The 20,736-nt window shown below is 71.4% G+C and carries 18 protein-coding genes; 13 read left to right on the top strand and 5 right to left on the bottom strand.

Annotation, left to right across the window (positions count from 1 at the left end):
- Positions 1-6: 6 nt before the first annotated feature.
- Genes ACFC79_RS27175 through ACFC79_RS27185 form a run of 3 tightly spaced genes read right to left on the bottom strand, consistent with a single transcriptional unit; the run spans position 7 to position 3,658 of the window.
- Positions 7-411 (bottom strand): DUF742 domain-containing protein, encoded by a 405-nt coding sequence (locus ACFC79_RS27175; protein WP_376244980.1) that lies wholly within the window; start codon positions 409-411, stop codon positions 7-9.
- A complete protein-coding gene (locus ACFC79_RS27180; protein ID WP_376244982.1) occupies positions 408-845 on the bottom strand; it encodes a roadblock/LC7 domain-containing protein in 438 nt (145 codons plus the stop codon). The genes ACFC79_RS27175 and ACFC79_RS27180 overlap by 4 nt, the downstream gene beginning before the upstream one ends.
- Positions 842-3,658, bottom strand: coding sequence for a nitrate- and nitrite sensing domain-containing protein (locus tag ACFC79_RS27185; protein WP_376244985.1), 2,817 nt, complete (start codon positions 3,656-3,658; stop codon positions 842-844). Before ACFC79_RS27185 ends, ACFC79_RS27180 begins: the two co-directional genes overlap by 4 nt.
- A gap of 449 nt (positions 3,659-4,107) precedes the next feature.
- Here ACFC79_RS27185 and ACFC79_RS27190 point away from each other — a divergent pair, with 449 nt between their 5' ends.
- The 9 genes from ACFC79_RS27190 to ACFC79_RS27230 all read left to right on the top strand — a co-directional run bounded on the left by ACFC79_RS27190 (position 4,108) and on the right by ACFC79_RS27230 (position 15,774).
- Complete coding sequence (locus ACFC79_RS27190) at positions 4,108-7,050, top strand: Na+/H+ antiporter subunit A (RefSeq protein ID WP_376244988.1); 2,943 nt, start codon at positions 4,108-4,110, stop codon at positions 7,048-7,050.
- A complete protein-coding gene (locus tag ACFC79_RS27195) occupies positions 7,047-7,748 on the top strand; it encodes a Na(+)/H(+) antiporter subunit C (protein ID WP_376244991.1) in 702 nt (233 codons plus the stop codon). The genes ACFC79_RS27190 and ACFC79_RS27195 overlap by 4 nt, the downstream gene beginning before the upstream one ends.
- Complete coding sequence (locus tag ACFC79_RS27200; RefSeq protein ID WP_376244994.1) at positions 7,745-9,400, top strand: Na+/H+ antiporter subunit D; 1,656 nt, start codon at positions 7,745-7,747, stop codon at positions 9,398-9,400. The genes ACFC79_RS27195 and ACFC79_RS27200 overlap by 4 nt, the downstream gene beginning before the upstream one ends.
- Complete coding sequence (locus ACFC79_RS27205; protein WP_376244996.1) at positions 9,397-10,014, top strand: Na+/H+ antiporter subunit E; 618 nt, start codon at positions 9,397-9,399, stop codon at positions 10,012-10,014. The genes ACFC79_RS27200 and ACFC79_RS27205 overlap by 4 nt, the downstream gene beginning before the upstream one ends.
- A complete protein-coding gene (locus tag ACFC79_RS27210; RefSeq protein ID WP_376244999.1) occupies positions 10,011-10,385 on the top strand; it encodes a monovalent cation/H+ antiporter complex subunit F in 375 nt (124 codons plus the stop codon). The genes ACFC79_RS27205 and ACFC79_RS27210 overlap by 4 nt, the downstream gene beginning before the upstream one ends.
- Complete coding sequence (gene mnhG / locus ACFC79_RS27215) at positions 10,382-10,735, top strand: monovalent cation/H(+) antiporter subunit G (protein WP_376245002.1); 354 nt, start codon at positions 10,382-10,384, stop codon at positions 10,733-10,735. Before ACFC79_RS27210 ends, mnhG begins: the two co-directional genes overlap by 4 nt.
- Positions 10,736-10,737: 2 nt before the next feature.
- Positions 10,738-11,562, top strand: coding sequence for a hypothetical protein (locus ACFC79_RS27220; protein WP_376245004.1), 825 nt, complete (start codon positions 10,738-10,740; stop codon positions 11,560-11,562).
- Between the two features lie 590 nt (positions 11,563-12,152).
- A complete protein-coding gene (locus ACFC79_RS27225) occupies positions 12,153-14,759 on the top strand; it encodes an SdrD B-like domain-containing protein (protein ID WP_376245007.1) in 2,607 nt (868 codons plus the stop codon).
- A 169-nt stretch (positions 14,760-14,928) separates the two neighbouring features.
- Complete coding sequence (locus ACFC79_RS27230; RefSeq protein ID WP_376245009.1) at positions 14,929-15,774, top strand: hypothetical protein; 846 nt, start codon at positions 14,929-14,931, stop codon at positions 15,772-15,774.
- A 141-nt stretch (positions 15,775-15,915) separates the two neighbouring features.
- Here the strand turns inward: ACFC79_RS27230 and ACFC79_RS27235 are convergent, their stop codons facing one another.
- Positions 15,916-17,253 (bottom strand): right-handed parallel beta-helix repeat-containing protein, encoded by a 1,338-nt coding sequence (locus tag ACFC79_RS27235; RefSeq protein WP_376245012.1) that lies wholly within the window; start codon positions 17,251-17,253, stop codon positions 15,916-15,918.
- Positions 17,254-17,313: 60 nt separating this feature from the next.
- Between ACFC79_RS27235 and ACFC79_RS27240 the strand changes: the two genes are divergently transcribed.
- Positions 17,314-18,525: a Dyp-type peroxidase gene (locus ACFC79_RS27240; protein WP_376245015.1), complete on the top strand. Its 1,212-nt coding sequence runs from the start codon at positions 17,314-17,316 to the stop codon at positions 18,523-18,525.
- Positions 18,526-18,615: 90 nt separating this feature from the next.
- Here ACFC79_RS27240 and ACFC79_RS27245 read toward each other — a convergent pair whose 3' ends face one another.
- The gene (locus ACFC79_RS27245; RefSeq protein ID WP_376245042.1) at positions 18,616-18,924 is read right to left on the bottom strand and encodes a TIGR04141 family sporadically distributed protein; all 309 of its coding nucleotides are present in this window, start codon (positions 18,922-18,924) and stop codon (positions 18,616-18,618) included.
- Positions 18,925-19,309: 385 nt separating this feature from the next.
- On the opposite strand from ACFC79_RS27245, the gene ACFC79_RS27250 reads away from it, so the two are divergent.
- From ACFC79_RS27250 to ACFC79_RS27260, 3 genes are all read left to right on the top strand, one after another.
- A complete protein-coding gene (locus tag ACFC79_RS27250; RefSeq protein WP_376245016.1) occupies positions 19,310-19,729 on the top strand; it encodes a hypothetical protein in 420 nt (139 codons plus the stop codon).
- 150 nt (positions 19,730-19,879) lie between these two features.
- A complete protein-coding gene (locus tag ACFC79_RS27255) occupies positions 19,880-20,263 on the top strand; it encodes a transposase (RefSeq protein ID WP_376245019.1) in 384 nt (127 codons plus the stop codon).
- Positions 20,263-20,658 (top strand): hypothetical protein, encoded by a 396-nt coding sequence (locus ACFC79_RS27260; RefSeq protein WP_376245022.1) that lies wholly within the window; start codon positions 20,263-20,265, stop codon positions 20,656-20,658. Before ACFC79_RS27255 ends, ACFC79_RS27260 begins: the two co-directional genes overlap by 1 nt.
- The last annotated feature ends 78 nt before the right edge of the window (positions 20,659-20,736 follow it).

Below are 20,736 nucleotides of genomic sequence, written 5' to 3' on the forward strand. Positions count from 1 at the left end.
GTTGGTTCAGAGTCTCCGGAGTCCGTCACGAACGGCGGCGAGCAGGCCCATGTCGGCCCCGCCGGCCGCCCGCGCCACCGTGAGCGGTGCGCGGGCCAGCAGCAGGCCCTGGGCGACGAGGTCGGCCAGCAGGATCTTGGTCACCGACACCGGGAGGCCGAGGCCCGACGCGACCTCGGCGACCGCGGACGGACGACGGCAGCGTTCCAGGATCATCCGGTGCTCCGGCTGGAGCCGGCCCGGCAGGATCGGCGCACCGTGCTCGTTCCGCGGATCCTGTGCGGTCGTCAGCACGGTGATGAGGCTGAAGTCGTCGCGCTCGGGGGCGGTCCGCCCCCGGGTGATGGTGTACGGGCGCACCATCGTGCCCGCCGCGCACTCCTCGGCGTCCTCCTCCCAGTGCGGGGTCACGCGCGCTGCCCGTCCCCGGTGCCGAAGGCGTCGAAGTCGCCGCGGGTCGGGGTCGAGAGCTTCTGGCCGACCTGCTGGACGAGGTTGTGCATGGCGAGCGACATGATCTCGGCGTCCACCTCCTGGGAGGCGATCACGGCGAGGTGGGTGCCCTGGCCCGCCGAGATGATGAACAGCCACAGGTCGGCCAACTCGACGATCACCTGGTGCACGCCGCCGCCGTTGAACAGCTGGCCGACACCGCGGGCCAGGCTCTGCTGGCCGGTGCAGATGGCGGCCAGACGCTCGGCGTCGGCCCGGTCGATGGTGCGCGAGTGGCTCACCACGAGACCGTCGTCGGAGAGCAGGACCGCGTTGACGGTTTCGGCCACCGAATCCACCAGGCCGTCGAGCAGCCAGTCGAGATCCTGGTGGGTGGCGGTTGTGCGTGTCATGACCGTTCTTCTCTCGTGGGGAGCGGACTGGCGGGCGGTGCGGGCGGCGTCGTTGTCCCATCGGTCGCGCGGGCGGCGCGGGACCGGCGCTGGAAGGCCCCGATCGTGGCTCCGGCCCGGTGCGGGATCGGACGCGGCTGCGGGTTCTCGTCCCGGCGCGACGGTGCGGGCACGGCGTTGCGGGCGGCCGGGGCGATCCGCAGTTCGTCCGCCAGACTGGCCTGCCGGACCCGGCGCGGGAGCGGGGGTTCGGAACCGGACGCGGCCGGTGCGGGCCGGTCGGATCCGTGCTCCGGAGGGACGGCATTGGGGTCGGGCGGTGCCGGGTGGTCGGGTTCCGATACCGGCAGCCGTCCCGCGCGGGTGGTGTCCGGCCAGGTCTGCCGGGGTCCGTCGACCGGGAGGCCGGTGGCGCCGGACTCGGGACCGGAGGCGTACGGGGCGGGGTACGCCTGCTGCGACGCCCGGTAGGGCGCCTCGGGCGCCGAGAACGCCGGCGGGTCCACCGGGTACTGGCCGGCCGCCGTCATGTAGGGCTGTTCGGCCGCGCCGTAGGGGGACTCGTGTGCCGGGAACGGCTCGCCCGGCGCGTTGTACCCTCCGCCCGGCGCCCGGTAGGGCTCGTCCGGACCCGGTGCCGGGTTCTCCGGAGCGGCGTACGGCTGTTCCCGGACGTCGTCGGGGAAGGTGCCGTCGGGCGACGGGTGGGACGGCTCGGCGGTCGGGAACGGCCGCGGGGCGGTGGCGGCGTAGGGCACGCCCGCCTCGTTCAGCGCGGTGACGTCGGCCAGCGCCCGGCCCTGGACGCGGCTGGGCAGCGGCTCGCCGGGAGGCGTCTCCGGTACTGGTGCCGCTGCGGGGTGCGGCGCGGCAGCCGGGGACGGCACGCCGACCGGTCCGGACTGCGGCTGCGCGACGGTGAGCTCGTCGGGGACGAGCACGACGACGCGGGTGCCGCCGTATGCCGAGGAACGGAACTCCACCCGCAGGCCGTGCTGGTCCGCGAGCCGTGCGATCACGTAGAGCCCGAGCCGGATGTCGTCGGAGTGGGCCAGCATGTCCATCCGCGGCGGACGGGCCATCAGCTCGTTGGCCGCGGCCAGCTGGTCCTGCTCCATGCCCAGGCCCCGGTCCTCGACCTCGATGACCAGACCGCGGCTCACCTCGGCGGCCCTGACCTCCACGGGGGCGGGGGGCCGGGAGAAGCTGAGCGCGTTCTCGATGAGCTCGGCGAGCACGTGCGCGACCGGACCCACGGCCCGGGCCGACAGCCACGGGGTGCCGTCGAGGTCCAGCACCACTCGCTGGTAGTCCTGCACCTCGCCCTGCGCGGAACGCATCACGTCCAGCAGCGGAACCGGCTTGCGCCAGCGCCGGTGCGGGGTGCCGCCCGCGAGAATGACCAGGTTCTCCTCGTAGCGGCGCAGACGTGCGGTGAGGTGGTCGAGGTCGAAGAGGCCCTCCAGGATCTCGGGGTCCTCGTGCTTGCGCTCCAGGGCGTCCAGCTTCTTCAGCTGCTGGCCGATCAGCTGCTGGGTGCGGCGGGCGATGCGCTGGAGGAGGCGTTCGAACCCGCGGTGCTGGTCGGCCTGCTTGACGGCCGCGGTCAGCGCACTGGCGCGCGCCAGGTTGAGGGCGTCGCCGAGCCGGGTCAGCTCGTCCCCCTTGCCGCCCTTGCCGTCGTGTTCGATGGCACGGGCCTCGGCCTCGACATCGATGCGCTCGCCCAGGGCCAGCCGCTCGACCACGTCGGGCAGCGCCCTCTCCAGCTCCTCGGCCCGTTCCTGGAGGCTGCTGATCCGGCGGCGGAGATCGCGGGTCAGACGCCAGGAGGTCCAGATGACCGCGATCACGGCGAGCAGCCCGACCACCGTGGTCAGCGCCACCTTGGACAGCAGGGACCGCACGCCGTCCCGGCTCTCGGCGATCACGGCGGTGGTGCGCGTCTCCAGCAGGTCCGCGACCTGCTTGTTCACCTCGTCGATCGCACCGCGCCAGGCCTTCTCGTCGGCGTCGAGGGTGACGAGGCCGGAGCCGTCGGCGTCCGCCGACCGCAGCACCTGGTTCTCCACCTGCGTCTTGGTCTTCCAGGCCGGGCTCTGGGTGAGCTTGTCCCACGCGGCCTTCTCGTCCTTCGACAGGTAGGGCACGATCTGGGACGAGTACAGCAGCGGCTGGCCCATGACGGCCTCCCGCACCTGCGCGAGGTCCTCCTCGCTGAGCTTCCCCTTGGACCAGCCGCGCGACAGCAGGGCGTCCGAGCGGGAGATCATCTCCTTGTCCCAGAAGAGGTCGACGAGCGGCTGGGCGAGCGTGCTGACCCGGCCGCTGTCGACGCGGCTGAGTGCCGCGAAGAGTTCGAGGTCCACCGCGATCAGGTCCGAGTAGTAGGCGTACACGGCCTGCTGCTGCGCGGCGCCGCCGTCGTCGACGAGGGCACGCTGGGTGGGCAGTTGGCCGATCGCGGTGCGTGCCGCGCTGACGGCGTCGCGGATCTCGGCGGGTGCGTCGTCGGTCGCCACGTCGGAGAGCACCCGGAAGCTCTTGACGGCTTCGTCGGTCAGCTCGCGCTGCCGTCGCAGTGCGTCCTGTGCACCCTTGCGGCCGTCCAGCACGTCGGCGCTGAGCCGCCGCTCCTCCTGGAGGTTGTAGTACACGATGTTGGACGGTCGGCCCGCCTTCTCGGCCAACTCGCCCTGGGTCGCCTGTCGCTGGTAGTCCGCCAGGGTCTGACCGCTGGTGACGGCCCACAGGGCGGCCAGCGCGACTCCCGGAACGATGGCCAGTACGAGAAGGGCTGTCCGCAGCGACATGGTGGTCGATTTGGTCCGCCGTGAGACGCGCGTGCGCAGGGCGTGCTCCTAGCCGATGGGCGCCAGTTTCAGAACTGGCCAAATCCGTTGAGAAAATTCGACAGGTAGATAGTAAGCACAGTACAAAAAATGACAAGAAAGTGGTTTCACGGGTGCATCTTTGATCACGCGCGGTGTCGCCACCATGCCCGGAAGTCCCCGTTCCATGTCGGTTCGAGCAGCGGGGTCGTGCCGTTCACGCGGACGCGCGAGGTGCCCGCGCGCCATACCGCCGCACCTCGTCGGGGCGTGCCAAGGTCCCGGACGGGGTTCGGGCGAGAGGTTCCGGCGCGCCGTAGGGGTGGGATGCGATCGGAGATATATCTGTATTGAGTGGCTTTTGTCCTTGATGCATCGTTCAGTTTTCGGATCTCCGGCCAGGGCGGGCGCGGGACACCCTCCGGGGACGCATGACCGCGCTCATCGTCTGCCACTTCGTCCTGGCCGGCTTCGCGCGCCCGCTGGTGCGCCTGCTGGGCAGCCGCGCCTTCGTCGTCCTCGCGGCGGCCCCGGCCGCCGCCACCGTCTGGGCGGCCACGCAGTGGCGGACCACGGTCTCGGGCGGTTCCGTCGTCCAGACCTGGCAGTGGATGCCCGCGTGGGGGGTCGGCGTCGATCTGAGGCTCGACGCGCTCGCCGAACTGATGGTGCTGCTCGCGGCCGGAATCGGCACGCTCGTCCTGCTCTACTGCGCCTCGTACTTCACCGGTGCGACTCCGCAACTCGCCGGTTTCGCCGGGAACCTCCTGGCGTTCGCGGGAGCCATGCTCGGCCTGGTCCTCGCCGACGACCTGATGTCGCTCTACGTGTTCTGGGAGCTGACCACGGTCTTCTCGTACCTGCTGATCGGATTCGACAGCGAACGCAAGCACAGCCGCCGCTCCGCGCTCCAGGCCCTCACCGTGACCACGCTCGGCGGCCTCGCGATGTTCGTCGGCTTCCTGATCATCGGTCAGGCGACGGGCACCTACCGGATCTCCACGATCCTCGCCGACCCGCCGCCCGCCGACGCCGCCGTGACGGCCGCGGTGGTGCTGATCCTGTGCGGGGCCCTGTCGAAGTCCGCGATCTGGCCGTTCAGCCTCTGGCTGCCGAACGCGATGGCCGCGCCCACCCCGGTCAGTGCCTATCTGCACGCGGCGGCGATGGTGAAGGCCGGTGTCTACCTCGTCGCCCGGCTGGCCCCCGCCTTCGCCGACGTACCGGTCTGGCGGCCCGTCGTGATGGTGTTCGGCGCGGCCACCATGCTGCTCGGCGGCTGGCGGGCACTGCGCCTGAACGACCTCAAGCTCGTCCTCGCCTACGGCACCGTCAGCCAGTTGGGTTTCCTCACCCTGCTCGCCGGGGTCGGCAACCGGAACACGGCACTCGCCGCCACCGCCATGATCCTCGCCCACGCCCTGTTCAAGGCCCCGCTGTTCCTCGTCACCGGCATCGTCGACCACGCGGCCGGCACCCGCGACCTGCGCAAGCTGTCCGGCGTCGGCCGGGCACTGCCGCACGTCTGTGCCGTCGCCGTGGTGGCCGCCGCGTCCATGGCCGCCCTGCCCCCGCTGCTCGGCTTCGCCGCCAAGGAGGCGGCGTTCGAGACACTGCTGCACGGAAGCACCGCGGACCGCTGGGCACTGGGCGTCACGTTCGTCGGCTCCGCGCTGACCGTCGCGTACACCGTGCGCTTCGTCTGGGGCGCCTTCGCCCGCAAGCCCGGTGTCGAGGACACCCCCGTGCACCGGGTCGGCCCGGCCTTCCTCGCGGCACCCGCCCTGCTCGCCGCCTGCGGGCTCCTCCTCGGACCGGACGTGGGCCCGGTCGACGGGCTGCTCGGCGCGTACGCGGACACCTTCCCCCCGGTCGCGCACCCCTACCACCTCTCGCTCTGGCACGGACTCGGAACCGCCCTGCTGCTCTCGGCCCTCGCCGTGGCGTGCGGCGCGGCGCTCTTCGCGGGCCGGTCCACCGTGACCCGGCTCTCCCGGCGGATCGCCTGGCCGACCGCCGACAGCGTCTTCGGACACCTGCTGCTCGGCCTGGAACGGTTCTCGCTCCAGCTCACCGGCTTCATCCAGCGCGGCTCGCTCACCGTCTACCTCGCCACCACCCTGCTCGTGATGCTGGCGGGCCAGCTCACCGTCCTCGGCGTGGACCGGCCCTGGCACGGGGCAGTCCTCCCGCGGCTCTGGGACGTCCCGCTGCAGGGCGCCGTCGCCGTCCTCACCTGCGCGGCGGCACTCCTCTGCCTCGTCGTCGGACGCCGGATGAAGGCGGTGGTGCTGGCCGGGCTGACGGGATACGGCGCGGCGCTCCTCTTCGTCGTCCAGGGCGGCCCCGACCTGGCACTCACCCAGTTCTGCGTCGAGACCGTGTCGATGATCGTGTTCGTGCTGGTACTGCGCCGGATGCCGGTGCACTTCCAGGAGTCGGTCAGCAGCCGACGACGGCTCGTCCGCATCCCGGTGGCGCTGGCCGCCGCGGCGACGCTCAGCGTGGTGGTGTGGGTCTCGGCGGCCGCCCGTACGGCGGAACCGGCGGGCGCGGCCATGGTCGAGGAGGTCTCCCACCACGGCCTCAAGGACGTGGTGGCCACCATCCTGGTCGACCTGCGCGCCTGGGACACGATGGGGGAGTCCGCCGTGCTCGCCGCCGCGGCGATCGGGGTGACCAGCCTGATCTACCTGCACCGCCGCACCGAGGGCGCATCGCTGCGCGAGGAGGTACGGGGACGCACCGCCTGGTCGTTGAGCGCGCCCGGGATGACGGGTCTGCCGCGGGGCGACGAGGGGGCACCGGAACGCGGCTGGCTCGCCGCCGGTGCGACGCTCGCCCCCGAGCACCGCTCGATCGTCTTCGAGGTGGTGGCCCGGCTGCTGTTCCACCCCGTCCTGGTGCTCTCGGTGTACCTGCTGTTCAGCGCGGAGAACCTGCCGGGCGGAGGCTTCGTCGCGGGCCTGGTCGCCGGACTCGCCCTGATCACCCGCTACCTCGCCGGCGGCCGCTTCGAACTCGCCGAGGCCGCGCCCCTGCAACCCGGCCTCTTCACCGGCCTCGGACTGTTCGTCTCCACCGGAGTCGCCCTGCTCGGCCTCGTCGACGGAACGGTCCTGCACGCCTGGACCCACCACGGACACCTGCCCGTGATCGGGGCGTACCACATCGGCACCCCGATCCTCTTCGACTTCGGCGTCTACCTCCTGGTCCTGGGCGTGGTCCTGGACATCGTGCGCGCGCTCGGCGCCAAGATCGACCGTCAGATCGAACGGGCCGCCGCCCTGCAGGCGGCGGAGGCGGAGGATGCCGCACCGGGCACCGGCCCACCACCGGAGGCCACTCCCGGGACGGGAGGCGCCCCGCGATGACGGTGAGCGTCTCGCTCCTGGCCACCGCGGCGGTGCTGTGCGCGGTCGGCGGCATCCTCATGCTCACCCGGCCCCTCACCCGCATCCTGCTCGGTGCGGTGATCGCCGGCAACGGCATCAACCTGCTCGTCATCGCCGCGAGCGGACCGGCCGGCAAGGAGCCGCTCCTCTACGGAGTCCCGTTGCACCTCGTCACCGACCCGCTGCCGCAGGCCATCGCGCTGACCGCCATCGTCATCACCCTCGCCACCACCGCGTTCCTCCTCGCCATGGCCTACCGCAGCCACCAACTGAACGGCACCGACGAGGTCCACGACGACGACGAGGACCGGCGCATCGCGCTGCGGGCCGAAGTGCTGGGGGAGCGGGACGAACTGCGCGAACGCTACCGGGCCGCCGACGACGTCACGGACGAGGCACGCGCCCGCTACCGCGAGGAGCGCCGCCGCCTGCGGGCCCGGCTGCGCGCCGACCGCGCCCTCCAGGCCCGCGGCCGGTACGCCACCGGCGACCTCTGGCACGACGTCCTGGGCGCGGACCCCGACGACTACGCCAGGGGACTGGCCCGCCCGGAGAACCACGCCCCGTCCCCGCCCCGCCCCGAGGGGCACCCCGAGAACCGCCCGACAGGCCCCGGCGACGGCGGCCCGCACAGCGGCCCCCGCCCCGACGACACCGACCCGGGAGCCACCGGATGAACGAACTCGTCCCCCTGCCGGTGCTGCTGCCGCTCTGCGCCACCGGCCTGAGCCTCGCCTTCGGCACCCGTCTCAAACAGGTCCAGCGCCTGATCAGCGTCGCGGTCCTCACCGCCGTGCTCGGCCTCTCCGTCGCCCTGATGATCGCCGCCGACCGGCACGGCCCGCTCGCCGTCCACCTCGGCGACTTCGCACCGCCGATCGGCATCACCCTGGTCGCCGACCGGCTCTCGGGGCTGATGCTGACCGTCTCCTCCGCCATCACGCTCTGCGTGCTGATCTACTCCCTGGGCCAGGGCATGGCCGACCGCGACGAGGAAACACCCGTCGCGATCTACCACCCCGCGTACCTGATCCTGGTCGCCGGGGTCTCCTGCACCTTCCTCGCCGGCGACCTCGTCAACCTCTTCGTCGGCTTCGAGATCATGCTGGTCGCCAGCTTCGTCCTGCTCACCCTCGGCGGCACCGGCCCCCGCGTCCGCGCGGGCTCCACCTACGTGATCGTCTCGCTGCTCTCGTCGATGCTGTTCCTCACCGCCATCGCCATGACCTACGCGGCCACCGGCACCGCCAACTTCGCCCAACTCGCCGGGCGGCTCGCCCAACTCCCGCTCGGCGTGCAGATCCTGATCCAGACCATGCTGCTCACCGTCTTCGCCATCAAGGCCGCCGTCTTCCCGCTCGCCGCATGGCTCCCCGACTCCTACCCGACCGCCCCGGCCCCCGTCACCGCGGTCTTCGCCGGCCTGCTCACCAAGGTCGGCGTCTACTGCATGCTGCGCACCGAGACCCTGCTCTTCCCCGGCAACCGGCTCGGCGATCTCCTGATGGCCGCCGCACTCGCCTCGATGGTCATCGGCATCCTCGGAGCCGTCGCCCAGACCGACCTGAAACGGCTGCTCTCCTTCACTCTCGTCAGCCACATCGGCTACATGGTCTTCGGTATCGGCCTCGCCACCCGGGACGCGTACAGCGGCGCGATCGTCTACGTCGCCCACCACATCACCGTGCAGACCACCCTCTTCCTGACCACCGGGCTGATCGAACGCCGCAGCGGCACCACCGAACTCACCCGCATCGGCGGACTGGCAAGGGCCGCGCCCCTCCTCGCCGTCCTTTTCTTCGTCCCCGCCATGAACCTGGCAGGCATCCCGCCGCTCTCCGGCTTCATCGGCAAACTCGGCCTGATGCGGGCCGGGGTGGCCGACGGCGGGGCCTGGGCCTGGCTCCTGGTCACCGGATCCGCCGTGACCAGCCTGCTCACGCTGTACGTGGTGGCCAAGGTCTGGAACCTGGCGTTCTGGCGGGCCGCGCCCCCGGGACAGGCAGCGGCCGGCACCCTCCTGGAGGCCGGTCCCGACGAGGAGGACGCCGACATCGACACCGGTCCCGACCACATCCCCGGCAGCGGCGACGAATCCGTACGCCAACGCCACCAGCCCGCCGGGCGGGCGGTCGCGGCCACCCTGCACGGACACGCCGTCACCACCACGACGCACCTGCCGCGCCCGATGACCGCGGCCACCGCCGCGGCCGTCGCCCTCGGGCTCGCCTTCACCGTGTTCGCCGGACCGCTCACCTCCTACACCAACCGCGCCGCCGTCGAACTCCTCACCCGTTCCCCCTACACGGAGGCGGTGTTCAACCCGTGAAACGCATCATCACGCTGTCCTTCCGGCACCGGGACCGGCCGGCCCCCGGCAGCCGGTACCGGGGGCGGCGCGTGCTCGACCTCCCCCTGATCGCCTGGCTCACCGTGATCTGGGTGCTGCTCTGGTCCGGATTGAACTGGGTGAACGTGCTCACCGGCGTGGTCGTCGCGGTCGCGGTCTGCCTGGCCTTCCCCCTGCCCCGGGTCGAACTCGGGCTCCGGCTGCACCCCTGGGGCATCCTGGTGCTCACCGGCTCCCTGCTCCACGACATGTACACCTCGGGCGTCCGGGTCACCCGGCAGATCTTCGTCGGCTATCCGCACCACGCCGCGGTCATCGCCGTACCGCTGCGCTGCCGCTCGGACCTGATGCTCGCGGCCACCGCCGTCGCCGTGTCCAACGTCCCCGGCGGATCGATCGTCGAGGTGCGCCGCGCCACCGCCACCCTCTTCCTGCACGTCCTCGACGCGGACCGGCCCGCCGCCCTGGAAGCGGCCCGCCGCTCCGTCTGGCGACTGGAACGGCTCGTCGTACGGGCCTTCGGCACGCCCGACGAGATCGCCCGCGTCGCCGAACCCGCACCGGCCGGACACCTCGGGAGGCACGGCAGATGAGCGCTCCGGAGACCGTCGACCGGGTGCTGCTCACCGCATCCGTCGTCGTGATCGTCGTCGCCGGAGCGGTGCTCCTCGCCCGGATCTGGCGCGGCCCGTCCATGCTGGACCGGGCCATCTCGCTGGACGTCTGCGCCGCCCTCATCATCGCGGGCCTCGGCGCCAAGTCCGCCGTCGCACGCGACCCGTTCTACTTCCCGATCATGCTCGTCCTCGCCTTCCTCGGGTTCACCGGATCGGTCGGCATCGCCCGCTTCATCGCCGCCCGCGACCGGCCGACGCCGTCGAGCGGTCCGGACACGCCCGGCAACGGCAAGGGAGGGGCGATCGGCGGCGGGAGCGACGACGCCCCCGAAGGAGGCACACCATGAACGTCCGGCTCCAGATCCTCGACACGACCGGCGCGGCGCTGGTCGCCATCGGCGCGGTGATCTGCCTGCTCGGTGTGATCGGCATGCTGCGGCTGCCGGACGTGCTCTCCCGCAGCCACGCAGCCACCAAACCGCAGACCCTCGGCATGATCCTGGTCCTCGTCGGAGTCGCCCTGCGGCTGCGCAGCGGCATGGACCTCGCCACCCTCGGACTGATCGCCTTCTTCCAGATGATGACCGGTCCGGTCGCCGCGCACCTGGTGGCCCGCGCCGCCTACCGGACCGGTCAGATCGACCACGGCGAACTGCTCTTCGACGAACTCGACGAGCAACTCACGGAGAAGGGCTGATCATGCTGCGCATCGCCGACACCCGTACCGGCCGGCTGGTGGAGATCCCCGCCGCCCCCCGCCGCCTGCTGCGCGGTCACGTCCATCTGTCCGGTCTCGACCCGGATGCGCGGGACGGCACCGGGCTCGGGCCGGGGCACCTGCGCGTCCTGCTGATCGGTGACGTACTGGCCCGCACCGCCGAACTGCACGGCCTCCAGGTCGTCACCGTCCTCAGCACGCCGCGGCTCACCGACGACCGCTACCGGGCACTCGACCGCGTCATGGCCGTGCTGGGCATCCACCCGCCCGTCGTCGTCGGCGCGCACCACCCGGACGCGGCGCTCGGCGGCCCCGCCGACGTGCACGTGGTCGCCCGGGACGCCGACCCGTCCGATGCCGCGGACGGGCTGCGGGTCGAGGTGGGACCGGTCGCCACGGCCCCGCTCGACGAGGGCGCGCCCGGCTCCCTCCTCCCGCCGGTCCGCCCCGACGAAGCCGCCGCGGACGACGCCGATCCGCTCGCCGTGCGACTGCTGCTGCTCGGCCGCCCCTACGGAACGCCGACGACCGTCACCGGCGAGGCCCTGTCCGAAGCCCGGCGCACCCTGCGCCGGTGGCGGCGGCAGGTCGCCGACTGGGCGCGCGAGCCGTCCCGGCCGATCCCCGACGACCTGCTGCGCCGGTCGCACACGGCGCTCGTCGACGACCTCGGCGTCCACACCGTGCTGGGCATGCTGGACGACGTGGCGGAACGGCCCGATGTGCCGCCCGGCGCGAAGTTCGAGACCTTCGCCCACCTCGACCGCGTCCTCGGTCTCGACCTGGCCCGCGACATCGGCCGCTGAACCGCGAAACGGTCCGGGGGGAGTGCGGGAGCCGCACCACGGCAGGGCCGTCCCCGCGACGACGGCGGCGACACCTGGGCGTCCCTGCCCGAACCACCGCCGCGGACACGGTGATTCCCGTTGGCGCATCTGCCGGAACCGCGGTCGGCGACACGGTGATTCCCGGTCGGCACGCCTTCCGGAAGTACGTCCGGAGACGCGGCGATCCCCCCATCGGCGCGCCTGCCGGAACCGCGGTCGGCGGTGCGGACCCGGCACGCGATCACAGTGACGGCGAACTGGTGGAGGCCGAGTTCGCCATTCCGGCACGATCTTGCTCAAACCCTCTTTAAGATCCCCGACAAGGCGGTTCTCCGCATCTCTCTATGTACTCCTTCACGAGCAGGGCCGCAGGGCCTTCTGGACGCTGAGAGCAGGGGATGACATCCACACGTGAACGAACGAAGAGAGCCGCGCCCGAGTCGCGTCGGCGGCGTCCGGGTGCTCCCGGCCGCCGCACCGTCGGCTGCGTGGCCGCTCTCGCCCTGGGAATCGGTAGTGCCTCGTTAGCCATGGCGCCCACGGCGCATTCGCAGGCGGGGGAGGGATCGGTGACGGTCCGGGTGATCCGGGCCGTCGACAACAGCGGGGTGTGGACGCCCGCACTGGAACCGGGTGTCGCGGGCGTCACGGTGACCCTCACCGACGACGCCGGCACCGGCGTCGAGGGGGTCACGGCGGCCGACGGCACCGTGACGCTGACTCCGGAGGCGGACGGGAACACCGGCGGCACATACCGCGTGCAGGTGGTGAATCCGAAGCCGGGCGTACTGTTCCCGGCCTTCGCCTCCCGCCAGGGGCTCGACGGCGCGCCCAACCAGCTGAGCAGCAACGAGGAGTTCGTCGACCTCTCCGGCGGGAAGAGCGTGGCACTCACCACCGGGCTGTGGAGTCCGGGCGACTACTGCCAGAAGAACGCACCGCTGATGACGACGTGTCAGCCCACCACGCGCGAGGGCGGGACCCAGCGCACGCTGGTCTCCTTCCCGTACGACGCGCGCGGCCAGGACGGCGTCGACGTCGACGTCACGAACATCGCCACCAACGCCGAGACCGGCACTCTGTTCGGCATCGCGTGGAACCGGGCCGACAAGCGGGTGTTCTCCTCGGCAGTGGCCAAACGCACCACGGACTACGGTCCCGGCGGCGCCGGTGGGATCTACGTGACCGACCCCGCGCGGAAGAAGACCTCACTGTTCACCGTCGTCCCCGACGCGGGGAGGACGGCGCACGGCCCCGGCACCGACGACGCCTTCCTCGACGTGCCCGGAAAGGAGAGCCTGGGCGGCATCGAGGTCACCGACGACGGCAAGGACCTGTTCGTCGTCAACCTCAACAACCGCAAGCTCTACCGCTACGACGCCACCGGGCCGACCGCCGCTGCGCCGAAGGCCGTCTACGCAGTCCCGGACCCGGGCTGCCCGGCGGCCGGGGACTGGCGCCCCTTCGGCCTGGGGATGCGGGACGGCACCGGCTACCTGGGCGGGGTCTGCTCGGGCGAGTCCACCGGGAAGCTCTCGGACCTGCACGCGGTGGTGCTGCCCTTCGACCCGGACACCGGCGTCTTCCGGGACGCCGTGCTGAACCAGCCACTGGACTACCCGCGCGGCTCGACCGTCGGCGGCGGCCCGTGCGACGGCGCGGGCTGGTTCCCGTGGACGAGCACCTACCCGGACTCGCAGAACGGCCGTGAGTGCGGCAACTCCACCATCGCCAACCCCGAACCCGAGTTGGGCGAGATCTCCTTCGAGACCGACGGCTCGATGCTGCTGGCCTTCCGCGACCGCTTCGGCGACCGCGCACCGGCCGGTCCCACGCCGAACTCCGCCGCCGTCGTCATGTCGGGCGGTGACCTGAACAAGGCCTGCCCGGTGAACGGCACGTATGTGATGGACACCAACAACGGCTGCGGGCTGTCCTCCCGGGGCACCCGGTTCTTCGACACCAGCTGGGGTGGCCACCGCAACACGGCGTTCGCCGGCATGGCGCTCTCCAGGGTCGAGAACACCATCGCGACGTCCGCCTTCGACCCCAACCACACCGCCTACGGCTACGGCACGTCGTTCCTCCGGCGCGACGGCGCGCAGGACCCGGAGTTCGGCCTGCGCCTCAACCCACCGGGCGACGTGGCCCCGTTCGGCAAGGGTGCCTCGATGGGCGACCTGGAGGTCCTCTGCGACCAGGCACCGCTCCAGATCGGCAACCGGGTCTGGTACGACCCCGAGCGAAAGGGCGTTCAGCAGCCGGGCCAGCGCCCGGTCGTCGGCGTGACCGTCCATCTGTACGACGAGTCGGGCAAGCTCGTCGGGACGACCTGGACGACGGAGCGCGGCGAGTACTACTTCGACGACTCCAACGTCACCGGCGGACTCGAACCGAGGACCAAGTACACCATCCGCCTCGACGAACCGGCCGACTACGCCGAGGGCGGCCCGCTCCACCAATGGGTGCCCACGGAAGCGGATGTCGGCGACAACCACTTCATCGACTCCAAGGGCATCGTCCCGAAGGGTGCGAAGTTCCCGGAACGGGCACTGACCACCGGCGGGCCGGGGGAGAACGACCACACCTACGACTTCGGCTTCCGTCAGCAGGAGGGAGTGCTGCGCCTGGTCAAGCACGACCAGGACGGCAAACCGTTGGCAGGGGCGAAGTTCCAGCTCTGGAAGGAGACGAACGAGTCCGACGGTCTGCAGACCACCGGCACGGAGCCGGACACACGGGTCGACGAGTCCTGCACGACCGGGACCGACGGCATCTGCCAGGGCGCCGGTGCGCCGGGGACGTACTACTGGCAGGAGGTCAGCCCGCCCGACGGGTACGCCGTACCCGACGAGACGGTGTTCGGGCCGCTGGTGCTGACCGCCGACAACCTCGACGCCGGGGTCTCGGTGACGGCGGTCAACCAGCGGTTGCCCGAGCCCACCCCGACGCCGACGCCGACGCCGACGACATCGGCACCGGGGAAGCCGGGTTCACCCGGGGCGCCGGGTGCACCGGGTGAACCCGGAGCACAGGGCCACGCATCCGGCTCGGGCCTCGCGGCGACCGGCATGAGCCGGTTGGTTCCGCTGGCCCTGGCCGGCTGCGCCGCGCTCACCGTCCTCGGCGCGGGGCTGGTCGTGCTGATGCGCCGGCGAAGGGCACTGCACCACTAGGCGTGTGTCGAAAGTCCTGCCTGGCCGGGGGCGTCCGGCACGTACGCCCCCGGCACCGTGACCGGCACCGGTGATCCGCCGGGCCGGACCGGGCGGGTCCGTGGACCAGTGGTTCGCGGACCCGCCCTCCTGTTGTGACCGACGAGAGAAGACGAGAGAAGGCGACCGCGTGGCTCGGAAGAGGAAGACCGGTGGCCGTGTGCCGCGTCGGACCCGCTGGCTCGGAACCCTGATCGCACTCGTGGTGTGCGGCGCGGCAGCGGGCGGCGTGGCCGCCTACCGGAGCCTCGCCGACGACACCGAGGAGCGACCGGTGACGATGGAGGAGGCGTCCAGGCTGGCGCTGTCGCGGCTGAATCTGTACCAGGCGAGTCCGGTGGCGGTGACCCTCACCGCGACCGAGGGCGGCGGAGTGGTGGTGCGGGTCAAGGGCGTTGTGGACTACCGAACCCACCGGGCCGTGGGGAGCTACCAGGTCACCGGCTCTTCCGGCTCCTCCGGCCCCTTCGGGCCGTCCGGTGCCTCCGGACCCGTCGCCGGGCAGCTCGACCGCGGCCTGGTCGTCTGGGACACCGGTGGCCTCGGCCTGGCCCCCGTGCCGAAGGGCGGCAGCAGCCCGTCCTGGCAGCAGGCCGAGCGCATTCCACGCTCGGGCTGGTCCTCGCGCTCCTACACGGCCGACCCGCTGGACGCCGGGCTCCAGTTGCTGATCGGGCTCGGCGCGGACCGCCCCGAGAACCCGCTGTTGCTCGCACAGTCCGGGGCTCGCCGACTGGAGCGCGACCGCATCGACGGCCGGGACTACGACCGGTTCGCCGGGCCGCGCGCTCAGGGCGCCACGCCAGGTGCGGGGCCCGACGGCGGACGGTCGCCGCTGACGTACTGGGTCGACGACGACGGCGGCCTGCGGCGGGTGACGATGCGGATGCCGGGCCTGGGGAATCCGACCACCATCGAGTTCTCCGGACGCGACGGCCGGGCCGAGATCCCCGCGACACCGTGGGGCAGCGGCTGAGCACCACCACGCTCACCGCATCACCGAGAACACCACGTCACCGAACGGACCGTGTCACCGAAGTCACCACGTCACCGGCCGCGCCACGTCACGTGACGTCACCGAGCCCACCGCCTAACCGGCCCTGCCACGTCACCGTGCTCAGCGCGGACGCGGCACGGCGTCCGCGCTCTTCGGGAGCGGGTACGTGGCCGCGTCGACGGGCCCCGGCAGGCCGGTCGCCGGGACGCCCGGGGCCGTCGTGTCCGGCATGGACGGCTGGGCGCGCGGGGCCGGCACCCGGCTGAACGGGACCCCGGGCGGCGCCTGTACCGGCACCGTCCGGCCGCCGGGCAGCGCGCCCCGGCGGCGAGTGCCGCAGCCCGCGCGATCCTCCAGGCCGTCCGGGCTCTGGACGGCGGGCCGGTTGCCCGCGAAGCAGTTGGTGGGATCGGCCGAGGCCAGCACGAGGTCGGCCCCGTTGTCGGTGGCGAGGTTGCCCTCGACGCGATTGCCGCTCGCCGGATGCCCCGGCGGATCGGTGACGACCACCCCGGCCGCACGGTTGCCCCGGACCAGGTTGCGCCGGACGAGGTTCCCGGTGCCGCCGCCGATGCCGATGCCGATGCCGAAGCCACCGTCCGCCTGCTGGGGTGTGCCGGCGGCGTTGTTGTCGACGACCGCATTGCCGGCGATCAACGCACCGTGCTGCGGGGCCAGGGCCTCCAGATCATTGGAGTTGATCGTGACGCCGACCCTGTTCAGGGCGACGCGGTTGCCCAGCACCGACAGGCCGTCCGAGGCATTGGTCAGTTCGACGCCGACCGCGTTGCGTTCCACGGTGTTGCCGCGGACGACGGTGTTGCAGGGCTTGCACTGGCCGACGTAGATGCCGGAGTCGGCGTGCCCCGAGGCGTAGGAGTCCTCGATCACGCCGTCGCGCGCGTCGAAGGCGTAAATGCCGTACAGGCCGTTGTTGTACGCCGTCACCCGGGTCGCGCGGAAGCCCCGGACGGCGGGGAAGCGGGTGGTGTCCAGCGGGTCGTAGGCGGAGCCGCCGGCGCCGCGCTGCTGCAACTTCTCGTCGGTGACGCCGGTGAACAGCACACCGTTGGCGAGGTAGCCGTGCACGGTGAGGTTCTCGACCACCGAACCGGCGCCGGTCAGGGTGATGCCGTTGGCCAGCCGCATGCCGCCGTCGAGAACCACCGCGTTGCGGTCCGTTCCGCGCAGCACCACACGGGGCTTGGTGACGCGCACACTCTCCCGGTACACACCCGGGCCGATCAGTACCGTCTCGCCCTCACGAGCGACGTCCACCGCCTTCTGCACCGAGCCGAAGTCCTGCGGGACGCGCAGCACGCTCCCCGCCGGATGTTGTGCCTCGGAGGACCTCGATCCCGTACCGGAGCACCCGGCGGCGGTCATCGCGACCGCGACGACCAGCACCGACAGACGCAGAGCCGCCCGGACCACTGTGGTCGGGGCTGCGGGGCGCATCAACAAGCCTTCTGAGGGCAGGAGTTGCATGACAGTTGTTTTATCGTCTGCAATAGGCGTATGCCCACCGAACAGGGAAATGCGCAGGAATCGTCCCGCCCCGCGGCAACCGGTTTCGGGCGGCGTCGGGCACTGCTCGCCGGTGGAGCCGTTCTCGCCGCCGGGATCGGTGCGGCGGCCGACGAACTGGCGAGGGGCGACCGGACCCCCGCCCCCGCCACCGCCGGAGCTCCGCCGGCCGAGACCGCGATTCCCTTCCACGGCGCCCGGCAGGCGGGTGTCACGGCGCCCCAGCAACCGGCGACGCACCTGCTCTCCTTCGACCTCCCGCACACCTCCGTCGCCGACGACCGGAAGACTCTGCGCGGCGTCCTCGGCGCGCTGACCCGCACGCTCGCCACCGCGGCCTCCGCCACCCCACCCGATCCGCGAATCCAGGGCGGCGGCCCGACCCGGCTCACCTCCCTGGTCGGCATCGGCCCCGCTCCCGCCACCCGCCTCGGCCTCGACGTCCCCGCCTCCCTCGGCGAGTTGCCCGTCTTTCCCGGGGACCGTCTCGACCCGCACCGCAGCAACGGCGACCTCCTGGTCCAACTGTGCGCCGCCGACCGCTGGACCCTCACCGTCGTCGCCGAACTCGTCGGCACGGCCGCTCAGTCCGCGGGAGCCCGGCCACGCTGGACCCAGTCCGGCTTCCTGCCCCGCACGACCCCGGGCACGACCCCGCGCAACCTGTTCGGTTCCAAGGACGGCATCGCCAATCCCGATCGGGCGGCGGCCGAGCGGTGGGTCTGGGACCCGACCGGAGCCCACCGGAACGGCACCGTCCTCGTCTACCGAAGAATCCACATGGACGTTGCCGGTTTCGCGGCCCTCCCCGAGGACGAACGCGACCGGGTGATCGGCCGCCGCGCCCACGACGGCGTACCCCTCAGCGGCACCGCCGAGCACGACGAGCCGGACATCTACGCCAAGAACCCCGACGGTTCCTACGTCATCCCCGCCACCGCCCATGTGCGGCTCGCCAACCCCCGCTTCGACGGCGGCGCCCGGATGCTCCGCCGCAGCTACAGCTACGACGACGGCCCGGCCGACCGCGGCCTGCTCTTCTGCGCCTTCATGCGCGACCCCGCCCAGTTCACCCGCGTCCAGGACCGCCTGGCCGCCCGCGACGCCCTGAACCCCTTCCTCCAGCACCGGGCCTCGGCCGTGGCCTACGTCCTCCCGGGCGCCGCACCCGGCACGACTCTCGGCGAACAACTCTGGGCGTGAGACGCGCCTCGCCCAGGCCGGTCGGGTGCGGCACCGGAGCATGCTTCCCCGGCATCGCCCGTCGTCCCGACGCACCACCGTCCAGGACGCTCACCCAGGAACCACCGCGCCGATCCCTGCACGACACGAAGGCAGAGGAAGCGTGCCGGAGTCGCCTTCCGGGATTCCGATGACCTCGACGGTCACCCCTCGTGCTGCCAGGGCTTTTGCGGTCTGGGCAATGGTGATCTGGGAGAAGCCGAAGACGGAATCCGGGGTCAGCCTTTCTCGGTTCTTGAGCAGCATGGCAAGGATGATCCGACTGGGGGTGAAGTCGTCGGGAAGCACGCGCCTGCCCGCGCTGAGCCGGGTGACCTTCGCGGTGAACTCCGCACGGACCCGGGCGGACTCCTGGAGCAGGCAGCCCGGGCCTCACCGTGGAACGCGCCGACCAGCTACACGTGAATCCCCAACACCGGTGGGTCGTCGCTTCCGGGGACGACTTCGTCTCCAACTGGACCTCCGGACTCACACTCTCAGTGGACCCGAAGGACCCCGATTTCGGAGCCCATAGGATGTATGTCGACACCTCCGGGCACAGCGGATATTGGGACGACGGCAGCCAGAGCCTCGACAATCAGGGCCGCATCATCGCCGGGCTGAAGCCGCGTCCCGGGCCGTCCAACTGATCCGAAAGAGACCGCAGACCATGCCCACAACACGGCGGGCCTCCCTCGCCCTTGCCCTCGCACTGCTTCTCGGAGGCTGCATGTCCGACAACGGCGTAAACGATCCCCTTCCCCGCATGAGTAAGGAGAAGGCGCAGGCCTGGGCCCAGCACTGGGTCGAGTCCATGGCCCACACGACCAAGGCCGAGATCATTCCCGCCACGGCCAAGGCAAACTTCACCAACTGCACCGGCAAGAACGGCGAGACGGCCGACGACAGCCGGTTCACCCTGATGTTCAACGCACGCGCCAAGCTGCCCCGGGCTCGGTACAGCGAGGCAGTCAGGGCACTGAAAAGCGAACTTGAAGCCCAGGGATTCAAGATCGTCGGCTACCAGGAAGGCCCTGGGCAGGAGCGTGGTACCTACGGTGTTCAGGCCCGGCATCCGAAGGACAAGCACTATGTCTCCGCGGGTGACGTGGCCGATGACCAATGGAGTCTGTCCGTCGACACTCCCTGTCTCCTGCCCCCCGATGCTGAACAACAGAAGTTCTGACTGATTCTGAGCGGGGCTCGTCGACGAAGCCCGCCACGGTCTGGCGGAAGCGGCGGCGCTGCTCTGGGGTAAGGCGCTCCATGAAGCTTCCCCTTGCTCACGGACACCTGGAGACTGGGATCTGAGAGGTCCCAGAGGAAGTAGTGCCATGTGGGAAGCAAGTACGCGAAGCGGTACTCCGACGACTACAAGCGGGACGCGATCGAGCTCGTGGGCTCGTCGGGACGGACGGTGACCGACGCCGCCCGCGAACTCGGCATCAGCTCCGAGAGCCTGCGCGGCTGGGTCAAGAAGGCCAGGGCGCGGGGACTGAGCATCGTGTTGCACCATCAGGATGCCACCGCTGCGTCACAGCGTCACATGCACGGCGCTGTGACGCGGATCGAAGCGACGGGCCTGAAGACCGAAGCTCAGGCGCCCGCGTACGCGCAGACGCTCCGTACGACGCCGTACGCCGTGGTGGTGGCCGGTGACCGGAAGCAGGCGCTCGGGTCCGCCGATGTGATCACCGTTAGGGTCGGTTCCAAGTCCTGATGTTCGAACTTGTCCTCGCAGGTCTTGTCCTGGCGGTCCCGGCAGGGTTGCTGATGCTGCGCCATGGCGCGAAACGGCCCCCGCCGTGGCACAAGCAGCCCGTCGCGCTCCTCGGTGCCGCCCTGATCTTCGGGAGCCTCGCGGCCAATGTGTGGGGCTTCGGCATCTTCTCAGGCGGTCTGGACGTACAGGAAACCTGCGAGCTCACCCTCCACACCACCTACGACCAGGCGTATCGGGACCGTACCGGTGCGGATGGCACGTCGTACTTCCCGTTGTCCGACGCGTGCAACGAGCATGTCGGCCTCGTTCCCGCATGGGTGAACCCCACGATCGTCGCTCTCGCTGTCCTCGCCGTCGGCGCTCTTGTCCTAGCCCCAATACCGTTCAGTTAAGTGGCTCTGGGATATTGTGGGGGGATGCCGCGTTCTGGTTGGGTGAAGCCGTCTTCTGATGTCCGGTTGTCGGATTTG

The sequence above is a fragment of the Streptomyces sp. NPDC056061 genome (assembly GCF_042266885.1).
GTDB lineage: Bacteria > Actinomycetota > Actinomycetes > Streptomycetales > Streptomycetaceae > Streptomyces.

Bases quoted from the DNA above. Each gene is read 5' to 3' on its own strand.
- ACFC79_RS27180 (WP_376244982.1), bottom strand. From the start codon at position 845: ATGACACGCACAACCGCCACCCACCAGGATCTCGACTGGCTGCTCGAC.
- ACFC79_RS27185 (WP_376244985.1), bottom strand. From the start codon at position 3,658: ATGTCGCTGCGGACAGCCCTTCTCGTACTGGCCATCGTTCCGGGAGTC.
- ACFC79_RS27190 (WP_376244988.1), top strand. From the start codon at position 4,108: ATGACCGCGCTCATCGTCTGCCACTTCGTCCTGGCCGGCTTCGCGCGC.
- ACFC79_RS27195 (WP_376244991.1), top strand. From the start codon at position 7,047: ATGACGGTGAGCGTCTCGCTCCTGGCCACCGCGGCGGTGCTGTGCGCG.
- ACFC79_RS27200 (WP_376244994.1), top strand. From the start codon at position 7,745: ATGAACGAACTCGTCCCCCTGCCGGTGCTGCTGCCGCTCTGCGCCACC.
- ACFC79_RS27210 (WP_376244999.1), top strand. From the start codon at position 10,011: ATGAGCGCTCCGGAGACCGTCGACCGGGTGCTGCTCACCGCATCCGTC.
- mnhG (WP_376245002.1), top strand. From the start codon at position 10,382: ATGAACGTCCGGCTCCAGATCCTCGACACGACCGGCGCGGCGCTGGTC.
- ACFC79_RS27220 (WP_376245004.1), top strand. From the start codon at position 10,738: ATGCTGCGCATCGCCGACACCCGTACCGGCCGGCTGGTGGAGATCCCC.
- ACFC79_RS27235 (WP_376245012.1), bottom strand. From the start codon at position 17,253: ATGCGCCCCGCAGCCCCGACCACAGTGGTCCGGGCGGCTCTGCGTCTG.
- ACFC79_RS27240 (WP_376245015.1), top strand. From the start codon at position 17,314: ATGCCCACCGAACAGGGAAATGCGCAGGAATCGTCCCGCCCCGCGGCA.
- ACFC79_RS27250 (WP_376245016.1), top strand. From the start codon at position 19,310: ATGAGTAAGGAGAAGGCGCAGGCCTGGGCCCAGCACTGGGTCGAGTCC.
- ACFC79_RS27260 (WP_376245022.1), top strand. From the start codon at position 20,263: ATGTTCGAACTTGTCCTCGCAGGTCTTGTCCTGGCGGTCCCGGCAGGG.